Source organism: Kluyvera sp. Awk 3 (assembly GCF_028069715.1).
In the GTDB taxonomy this organism is placed as follows: Bacteria; Pseudomonadota; Gammaproteobacteria; order Enterobacterales; family Enterobacteriaceae; genus Kluyvera; species Kluyvera georgiana_A.
The window spans coordinates 1-8,633 of sequence record NZ_JANEWH010000171.1 but is presented as its reverse complement, the minus strand read 5'-3'; the positions used below and the strand labels follow the sequence as shown (position 1 = coordinate 8,633).

The 8,633-nt window shown below is 53.4% G+C and carries 9 protein-coding genes; 1 reads left to right on the top strand and 8 read right to left on the bottom strand.

The genetic code is table 11. The features are described 5' to 3' along the window. Window positions 1-131: 131 nt before the first annotated feature. Window positions 132-818 (top strand): helix-turn-helix domain-containing protein, encoded by a 687-nt coding sequence (locus NNN71_RS22220; protein ID WP_167575634.1) that lies wholly within the window; start codon window positions 132-134, stop codon window positions 816-818. A gap of 171 nt (window positions 819-989) precedes the next feature. Here NNN71_RS22220 and NNN71_RS22215 read toward each other — a convergent pair whose 3' ends face one another. The 8 genes from NNN71_RS22215 to NNN71_RS22180 form a co-directional block, all read right to left on the bottom strand. Then, window positions 990-1,667: a fimbrial biogenesis chaperone gene (locus tag NNN71_RS22215; protein ID WP_271459357.1), complete on the bottom strand. Its 678-nt coding sequence runs from the start codon at window positions 1,665-1,667 to the stop codon at window positions 990-992. 12 nt (window positions 1,668-1,679) lie between these two features. Beyond that, complete coding sequence (locus NNN71_RS22210; protein WP_249023138.1) at window positions 1,680-2,198, bottom strand: fimbrial protein; 519 nt, start codon at window positions 2,196-2,198, stop codon at window positions 1,680-1,682. Then, entirely contained in the window at window positions 2,198-2,731 is a 534-nt protein-coding gene (locus NNN71_RS22205; protein ID WP_271459356.1) for a fimbrial protein, read from the bottom strand. The genes NNN71_RS22210 and NNN71_RS22205 overlap by 1 nt, the downstream gene beginning before the upstream one ends. 10 nt (window positions 2,732-2,741) lie before the next feature. Beyond that, window positions 2,742-3,707 carry a fimbrial protein gene (locus NNN71_RS22200; RefSeq protein ID WP_249023136.1) on the bottom strand — a complete coding sequence of 322 codons (966 nt, stop codon included), beginning with the start codon at window positions 3,705-3,707 and terminating at the stop codon, window positions 2,742-2,744. A gap of 64 nt (window positions 3,708-3,771) precedes the next feature. Further along, the gene (locus tag NNN71_RS22195) at window positions 3,772-6,387 is read right to left on the bottom strand and encodes a fimbrial biogenesis usher protein (protein ID WP_271459355.1); all 2,616 of its coding nucleotides are present in this window, start codon (window positions 6,385-6,387) and stop codon (window positions 3,772-3,774) included. A 24-nt stretch (window positions 6,388-6,411) separates the two neighbouring features. After that, window positions 6,412-7,119: a fimbria/pilus periplasmic chaperone gene (locus NNN71_RS22190; RefSeq protein WP_271459354.1), complete on the bottom strand. Its 708-nt coding sequence runs from the start codon at window positions 7,117-7,119 to the stop codon at window positions 6,412-6,414. Between the two features lie 37 nt (window positions 7,120-7,156). Further along, window positions 7,157-7,741: a fimbrial protein gene (locus NNN71_RS22185; RefSeq protein ID WP_223802785.1), complete on the bottom strand. Its 585-nt coding sequence runs from the start codon at window positions 7,739-7,741 to the stop codon at window positions 7,157-7,159. Between the two features lie 16 nt (window positions 7,742-7,757). Beyond that, entirely contained in the window at window positions 7,758-8,333 is a 576-nt protein-coding gene (locus NNN71_RS22180; RefSeq protein WP_167575628.1) for a fimbrial protein, read from the bottom strand. Window positions 8,334-8,633: the final 300 nt, after the last annotated feature.

Sequence of the window (8,633 nt, the reverse complement as noted above, 5' to 3'; positions counted from 1 at the left end):
TATATATTCTCACCGACCACAAAAAGATTAGTCCTGGACTCACGGAAAACGAGAATTATCGTAAAATATCAATCACTCATTCTTCTGACGCATGCTATACTTTACGCATATTATTCACTGAGAAATAAGTCATGTCGCAATCAGATGATTCATCTCGTTCATTGCATGCATTTGAGTTTAGTCAAAAAACGAAACCACTAAAGGCAATTATGGCGCTGCATTCTATTCTGGCGCCGTTTGGTAGCGCATTTACTTTAAATCCCTCTGCCAAAATGTTGCTCAGTAATGATAGAGAAACTGCTTTTATTGTGTTGGTCACCACCGGCTGCTTTTCCGTTAGCCATGCTCAGGTTGATTTGCATATGGCAACGGTGTTCGCGCCAACGGTGGTGGGGCTTATCGACGGCTACAGTCTGTACTACGATGTGCCGGCCAGGCCGCAACACTATATTCGCGCCGAGACCGAATGTACCGGCTGGATTATCCCGCTGGATACCTTCGTCGAGAAGTGTGATGAGTTTAATCTCTGGCATGATATCGCGCGGATCCTCGCTCAGCGCGTAATGGTGATGAGCGCCCGTGACAGCGAAATGGTCGGCAACGATGCCTACAGTAAAATCCGCTCGCTGCTCATGGAGCTGTGGCTTTACCCGGAAGACATTCGACGACAGATTAAAGTCTCTTCTTTTATTCAGCGGCGAACCCGCATCTCCCGCAGCCGAATAATGGACGTACTCGCTGAATTAAAAAAAGGTCACTATATTGAAGTGCAATCTGGCGTTCTGGTTTATATGGATAAATTACCGACCGCGTTCTAATTATGAGTAAACCGAATCCCTTCGGTTAATATCCTTTGAGCTTCTGTTTTTAACGTTTTGCCGGCGAACGTTAAGCCCAGGAATACATTGATCTGAATAACATTATCGAACATATCGACATCGCCCCCTATCGCTATTCCAGTCAGCAACAACAGTTCGCCCCCCAGACGATTAGTTCAGCGCCTGTTGACGCGCGGGCATCACTCGTCCGTAGTCATTGATCGTTTGCCATTGCACCCTGCAGGGACCGTCAACCGGGCAGCCGGATGTCGTTACGCGGCTAAAGGGTGCCACCATCCCGACGTTATTCACCGCAATACCATTGAGTTGAAGATGAAAAAGCGTGACGTAATACGGTGTCGGATTATTGACCTGCACCTGCGTTCCGGCGCGTTGCCACGTGAGTTGACGATAGGCGTCCTCTTCGCGTCCCTTCAGCCCCAGCGGGCGAAAGAAGAGTTTCATACGACTACGAATCGCCACCTGAAGTGAATTTGGCGAAGGCTTACCCTGCGTTTGCGGAATGCTGGCCACGCTGAGCCAGAACAGACTTTCGCGATCGTCCGGCAGGTCTCCGCCGGTACGTATAATTCGAATAATATTGCTGTGCCCCGCCGCGAGAGGAAACAGCGGTGGCGTGGTCATAAACGGCACATCACGGGTAGCCTGGCCCTGCGCATCCAGCACTTTTGACAGCAGCAGAAAACGCTGCTGCGAGGTATTGTTGACCGTAAAAGTGATGCTCGATTTGTCGGCATTGAAGATAAAGCGGGTTCCCTCAACGACCACGCCAGCTTGTGCGTAACAACAGGTGAAAGCCGCTATGCATAATACTATCCAGTTGATCATCAGCATCCTGCCTTATTGCCAGGTCAGCGTGAAAGTGGCCGTGGCATTTGCCGCGCCGCTGGTCACGTTATCCGCCGTCGACAAATAGCGGGCGTAAAAGAGAAAGGTGTTATCCGCAAGCGTCGGGTCAATCGGGTAGGTTGCCGATGCCGTATTCAGCGGTAATCGGCTGTGATCCGCGCTTTGCAGCTCGATACCAATGCCGCTGGCGGCCTCGGCGCCATCCAGTGCCAGCAGTTCCCGATCGGTTCCGTCTGCCGTCCCCGTAAAGGTAAAATCCACCCCGCTGGCAGCAGCACCGCACTTTTGCAAGTCAATCACAAAGGCGACGGGTTGAGAGCCGCTGCCCTTTGCTGAGAATTGTTTGCCGGGAATATCTCCCAACGGCACGCTTTGCGCCTGCGATTGCGGTGCGACAATGCAGGTATTCGCCTGAATCGTACCGCTGACATAGACCTGCCCGTCATGGGCCTGCGCGGCAAAGCTGCTGAGTAGCAACAGCATACCGACAAGAAGAGTACGATTTTTCATTACTGATAACTCAGGTCAAAGTACATCACTGACGACGCGTTACCCGCGGTCACCGGGATCTTCGTCGCCTTGTAGCGCAAGAAGAAGGTCAGCGTATTGTTATCGCCTTCTTGCAAAGGCTGGCTAGCGCTATCGGTGTTGATCGCCACGCTATTTTTATTCGCATCAAGGATCTCCACGCCCACGCCGGCGGCCATTCCCCCCGCTCCCGCGGTATCAGAAAGCGCCAGCAGTTTGCTGTTATCGTTATCCGCCGTACCGCTAAACTTCACCGTTGCGCCGCTAATGCCGCTGCTGCAGTTGTTCAACCGAATCAGCAGGTCCGCCGACGGAGAAACATCACCGACCGACGAAAACAGCGTGCTGGCGAAATTGCCGATATACACCGTCTGCAACGTATCTGTGGTTTCCACGTCGCAGGTCGACGCAATCACCGTGCCGCTCATATCGATCTCGACGCCATTATCTGAGGCGTGGGCGACAGACATCATCATGCTCATCGCCAACAGCCCGATACTCCGTTTGCTCATCATTCACGCCACCTTAGTTAAAATCGACCACGATATACGCTTGCGCATGGAACACCCCCTGCTGCGGTTTGTTGCCGGTGGCGCTGATGGGGAACACGGTGAAGGGTACCGTCGCCGCATAGTTATCCAGTTGGAAAGGGATCGTGCCGGTGTTGGGCGTAATTACGTTGCCGAGAATATCAGTGAACTGCACAGCGATATCTTTATTGTCAGTGGCGATGGCCGACGGCTCGTTGCTGTCCGCCTGCCCCTGAAAGCGAAAACTCAGACTGGCCATCTCGGAGATGCCGCCCGCACACTTAACCGGTACCTGCTCGGCAATCGGGGTAAAGCCCGACGGTTTTTGCCCTTTGGTTTTAAAGTTGCCCGAGGCGATATTGCCAAAGTTGATGGTGATAACCTGGTTACCGTTCACCTCACAGCTTTGCGGCACCGTGATGGAGCCGCTAAATGAGATGGTGTAAACCGGCGTGCCAAACGGCGAGCTGTTAGTCCGGTTCACATAGACGTTGAACAGATGCGTCTGTGGGATGGTGACGTTGCCAACAAACGGTTTAGCAATTTTAATCTGCAGCGTGATATTGGAGTCGGAGACCGGAAAATTACAGCCGTTGGAGACGCAGTTATCCTCCCCCATCCGCGCATAGTTTGTCGGTGCATAGACGTCCCCCGCCACGGCATCCGTTACCCTTAGCGCCCCTTCCAGATAGTCGTTCAGCGACAGATACTTCCAGTTGCCTGATGTCTCCACCACCGGATAATTCGAGACATAAGAACGATAGGTGTAGTTGCTGGTCTCACCAAATGTTTTCGGGCACACGGCATTCATATGAATATCGCCGGAACGCACCACCTGCGTGGTTTTACCCGCCACGTTAGTATCGGCATTCAGTGACGTTGAGACGTCAAAGTTCTCGTTCTGCGTTGAGCCAGAGGCGTTGGTACAGCTGTCGGACGAGCCGGCGTACGCCGTATTCATCGCGACAACACACATTATGCAAAACGCTATTTTTAAAACGTATTTCATGGTGGTTTCCCAAAAACTAGCGGCAGGTTGCCGTCAGGCGGTTAAATTCCGACATCTGGTCTGAAGAAAGCTGGTAATGCGCGGAGCAACGTTTGTCGGCATCTTCCCCCCACTGCACCGTCAACATCCCGGACGACGGCAAGCCGGAGAGATAGACCTGCCCGTCATCCCCCACCAGGCTACTGAGCTGGCTATCGTCAAGCGTGACCGTTGAGCCAAACGGCACCGGTTTTTGATTTTTCAGTACCGTAATCAGCGCGCGGGCCCCAACGTGAGCGTTAAAATCAGCGCGCACTAACGCGCCCTGCGTCGGCACCACGTTGACCACCGCATCATCGATATCCACGTTGCTCCCCATTGAGTTGGTATCGAGCGCAACGCGATTCTGCCGATAGGTCGTGGCGTAGGGCACCACCGCGTAGCCGCGCCAGTCAGTTTTAATCCCGGTGGTATTTTCCAGCTCAACGCCCGCCGCGCCTGGCGCTTTCACCAGAATATTGGTGTCTCCCAACGGTTGACTTAACGTGACACCGTCACGATGAACCACCACGCCGCCGCTCATCCCGTAGTTGCGCTGGTGATAGCCGTCGCTGTAGTTGTATCCCGCTTTCAGGTTGCCGTAGGTGCCCTGGTAGTTCAGGCTGGCGTTACCGCTGTCGCCGGTACCGTGGTTCGCGTAGCTTTCCTGGACGTTATAACTGAGGTTGTTTTCAGCCAGCAGCGTACCGTTGACGCCGGCGGTTTGTGACGTTTTACCGTGACGATCGGTGCTCATGTTATAGGAGGCATTCAGCGTGTTGGCGGCGTGATAAATATCGGCATTGCCGCCGGATAACCATTCGCCCAGCGGTAATGAAAGCGTAAAAGCGTAGACCTGGTCGGCTTCGCTCTCGCCTGGCGAACGGTCATAGTTCCAGGTTAAACCGTAAGAAATATCGTTCCAGGTGCCGTTGTAGCCCACCTGAATTAACCTGTCGGTTTCGTCGGTATGCCAGTAGCTTTGCTCAGAGCCGGTGACAAACAACGAGCCGTGCTCCCCCACCGTCTGCGAGATGTTGAGCTGAACCTTGCCCTTTTTGGTGTAGTAGAGATTGTAAAAATCGGTCCACTCCGGCTTGTCCTGCTGGCCATCATGATCGTCATCCTGCCAGCTATCGTCGCCGGTATAGCCTTCCATATGCCGATAGGTGGTTTCATCGAGGGTATAAAAACCCTGCGTCGAATAGCGATAGCCCAGCAGCTGGAAATTAGTCCCCAGGCCGTTTAGCGCCTTGGCATACAGGAAACGGACGGACTGCCCTTCATGCTGGCTGCCGTCGACCAGCGTACTGTTCGCCTGGGTCACATCAACCGATAGCGCCCCGACATCGCCCATATTCAGCCCCAGTCCCAGCGCAAATGCCCGATAATCATCGCTAGCCTGGCTGCCGCCGTAGGCGGTGAAGCCCTTTGGCAGCCCCCAAATTAACGTTCCCTGGGCAAAATTCACCTCTTCCTGCTGATCGTTGCTGCTGCGATATTTACCCGCAGTGAGGGCATATTTGATCCGTCCTTCGCGCTGCAGCAGCGGCACTGCCGAATAAGGCACGCTATAGCTGTTTTCGCTGCCGTCGGTTTCCTGTACGGTCACCAGCAGATCGCCGCTGGATGAGGTGGGATAGAGATCGGTAATCGCAAAGGCGCCGGGCGAGACGTAGGTTTGATAAATGACGTAGCCGTTCTGCTTGATGGTGACTTTGGCGTTGCTGCGCGCGATGCCGCGTACCGTCGGTGCAAAGCCCTTCAGACTGTCGGGTAGCATATTATCGTCCGAGACCAGCTGCGCGCCGCGAAAGCTCAGTGAATCAAACACATCGGAAGGGGTATAGCTCTCGCCCAGCGTCATTTCGGCTTTTAGCGGGATAATCGTCCGTTCAACATAGGTGCTGATGTGCTCCCATGAATTCTGTGAGCTGCCCTCGCCATGGCTATAGTTCCACGTCGAATAATCGCGCAGACGCCAGGCGCCCAGATTCAGGCCGCTTTGCAGATTAAGATAGTCGCTGTCCTGATGGCTGGTGCCGCCGCTGCTGCTACCGGAGAAATCATAGTTCAGCGTCAGGGCGTTAATCCCCTGATCCCACTGCTCCGGCGGAATATAGCCGCGCGCGCTTTGCTTCATACCGGCCTGCGGAATACTGATATCAAGTTTCTGGTGCTCAAAATCAAAGTGGGTGCTGGCATCCGGAATATCGGCAAACGGTACGCAGCTGTCTTTCGGCAGCGCTTTCAACGCCGGAAACGCATTTTTATTCAATCCCATCGCTTCCAGCCGGGTAAGGGTGAAACAGGGCGTCAGCCCGGTATCATCCTGGCTTTTTTTATCAGCTTGAAAAGTGACATCCTCGCTCGCGACAAATTGTTGGTTCACCGAGATATCGACGCGATATTTACCCGGTGCCTGCCCGTTGCTATTTTCAAAGCGTGACAGGTCGGCCACCGCCGAACTGTCACCGGAAAGGAAAGCCGGGTTGAAATAATTGTCCGCGTAGCCCATAGACGGCATGACGCCCAACGCGACCGGCAAAATAACGAGGTAGCGTTGTTTATATTCCAGCCACGCTTGTAGGGTAATACGAATACGGAATGCCATTATTTTGCCGACCTGTCCCGGTAATTATTCCATCACTGCGATTTGTTTTGGCGTATTTGCCCCATAGTCATTCACCGTCTGGAAGGTAATTTGACCGTGAGCGTTATGAGGGACAGACACCGTGCTTTGCCCCATTGGCGGCACCATGGTGGCCGGCAGCTCGACGGCTCCGTCCATCAGCTGCACCAGCGTGATGTAATAAGGCGTCGGGTTTTTGACGACTAATTGCGCGCCCGACTGATGAAAACGCAGGTGGTTCGGGGCGTCAGCCGACTTCATTGCCAGACCCGCCGGACGAATAAACAGCTTGATGCGATTCAGAACCGCAATTTGCAGGGTATTTTTATTCTGTGAATCTTTGCTCGCCGCCGGAATCGCCTTCACGTTCATCCAGTAAAGGCTTTCTCTGTCTTTAGGCAGCGCGTTATCCTGGCCGATAAACATCACCCGGAGCGTATTTTCTTTCTTCGGTTTAATCACAAATAACGGCGGCGTGACGACAAAGTCACTGCTTTTATGGCTATCGGCATTCTCAACCCACGACTGAATTAAAAACACGCCCTTGCTGTCGGTATTATTGACCGACAACGATATCTGCTCGCTGCCCTGCGGATAAATAACGCGAGTGGAGCCCAGAGCAATACCGCCATAATCCGCCGCGTGCGCGAGCGGTGACAGAGAGATAAGCGTTAACGCCGTCAACAGCGCACGGGTACGAGAAATAATGAACATGATTTACCTATAAAAATACGGCCGCCGCAGCGGGAAATTACATGTAGGTCAGCGTGAACCAGGTTTGCGCGTCCGCCTCACCGGGCGTAACATTGGCCGCCGTGGCCCTATATTTGGCGATAAAACTCAACACGTTAGTGTCATCTTTCAACGTGGAAAATCGCTGGGGCTGAGTGTTAGGGATCATCAGATTCCCGGCGCTATCAAAAATGCCAATACCGACATTGCCGGCGCTGCCCGCACCGCTGGTCACCGCCAGAACCGCAGGATCCCTTGCATCCGTCACGCCGTTGAACGCGACGCCAACCTGCTTGCTGATGTTGGTATCGCAATCTTTAAGCACAATGCTGAACGGCTGTGGATGACCCCAGCTACCCGCACCGTTAAAAATGCTGGATCGCACCTGCCCCATTTCCACGGTCTGCGCATCGCTGTTGGTATCCACAACACAGGCCGCTTTCACTACCGCCCCGATAAAATGAACATCGCCACCGGGGACGGTGACAACGTGGTGATGGCCTGCCTGCGCCAGCGACGGCAAACAGGCGAGAAACGCCAGCGCAAGGCCTGACGACATCACTTTCATGGCAACCTCCCCAATCGACACCGCCGTCCATGGCATCTAATTCCTGTCGCGATTACTGGTAGGTAACGTTAAAGGTCGCCGTTGCGTCCACGTTACCTGCTGCCAGCGTGCTGTTCGTCGCGATATAGTCAGCGGAGAAGCTCATGGTGTTATCGCCGTCGATGAGCGTCGCCGCTTTGGAGGCTTTGCCGAGATCCAGCGCGGTACCATCGGTGTCGTAAATCTGGATACCCACGCCCTGCGCACCACCCGCGCCCGCAGTGTTATCCAGCACGCTGGAATACCCTGCCGCCGCCGTGCCGTTAAAGGTCACAGACGCCTGTGTTGACACATTGGTATCGCAATCTGTCAGCTTGATGGTGAAGGGGGTTTTTTGGTTGGCAACGTTACCGGCAGCCGGGGTTTCGCCAAACGCGGCAAGGCGAACCTGTCCCATATCCACGGTTTTATTGATCGAGTCTTCCGCTACCGCACAGGCCGCATTCACAACCGACCCGGTAAAGTGTACCGAGCCGCCGGTCACCGTGGTTGGGCCCAGGAGCTCGCTGACATCCGTTGATGCCGCCATCGCGGAGCCTCCAACCATCGTTAATGCCAGCGCCAGTGCTTTAACCGTAAAATTTTTCATTGCTTATTGTCCTTGAACAGTCCAAACGAATATTTCCATGATAATTAAGACAAAAACAGGGAACGTTCCCATTAAATATTAATTAAACGGTTCGCTGCGTTATTTAAAATGAGGTTATTTTTTCCAATACCATCGCTAAAAATAATATTTTGTCTTCAGACCATCCCGATCCGACGCCGCCGATTATCCACAATGCGATTAATGTTTTACAACGTCGTTTTTTTCCGATAGTGGACAGTTATTTTTTGCGCGCAACAGCTTTCATACGAAACAATTGCTATATCATGCTGTTATTAAAGG

What these genes read in the sequence shown, in the direction of transcription:
- NNN71_RS22180 (WP_167575628.1), bottom strand. Translation starts at nt 8,333, where the DNA reads ATGAAAAATTTTACGGTTAAAGCACTGGCGCTGGCATTAACGATGGTT.
- NNN71_RS22215 (WP_271459357.1), bottom strand. Translation starts at nt 1,667, where the DNA reads ATGATCAACTGGATAGTATTATGCATAGCGGCTTTCACCTGTTGTTAC.
- NNN71_RS22185 (WP_223802785.1), bottom strand. Translation starts at nt 7,741, where the DNA reads ATGCCATGGACGGCGGTGTCGATTGGGGAGGTTGCCATGAAAGTGATG.
- NNN71_RS22190 (WP_271459354.1), bottom strand. Translation starts at nt 7,119, where the DNA reads ATGTTCATTATTTCTCGTACCCGTGCGCTGTTGACGGCGTTAACGCTT.
- NNN71_RS22210 (WP_249023138.1), bottom strand. Translation starts at nt 2,198, where the DNA reads ATGAAAAATCGTACTCTTCTTGTCGGTATGCTGTTGCTACTCAGCAGC.
- NNN71_RS22220 (WP_167575634.1), top strand. Translation starts at nt 132, where the DNA reads ATGTCGCAATCAGATGATTCATCTCGTTCATTGCATGCATTTGAGTTT.
- NNN71_RS22205 (WP_271459356.1), bottom strand. Translation starts at nt 2,731, where the DNA reads ATGATGAGCAAACGGAGTATCGGGCTGTTGGCGATGAGCATGATGATG.
- NNN71_RS22195 (WP_271459355.1), bottom strand. Translation starts at nt 6,387, where the DNA reads ATGGCATTCCGTATTCGTATTACCCTACAAGCGTGGCTGGAATATAAA.
- NNN71_RS22200 (WP_249023136.1), bottom strand. Translation starts at nt 3,707, where the DNA reads ATGAATACGGCGTACGCCGGCTCGTCCGACAGCTGTACCAACGCCTCT.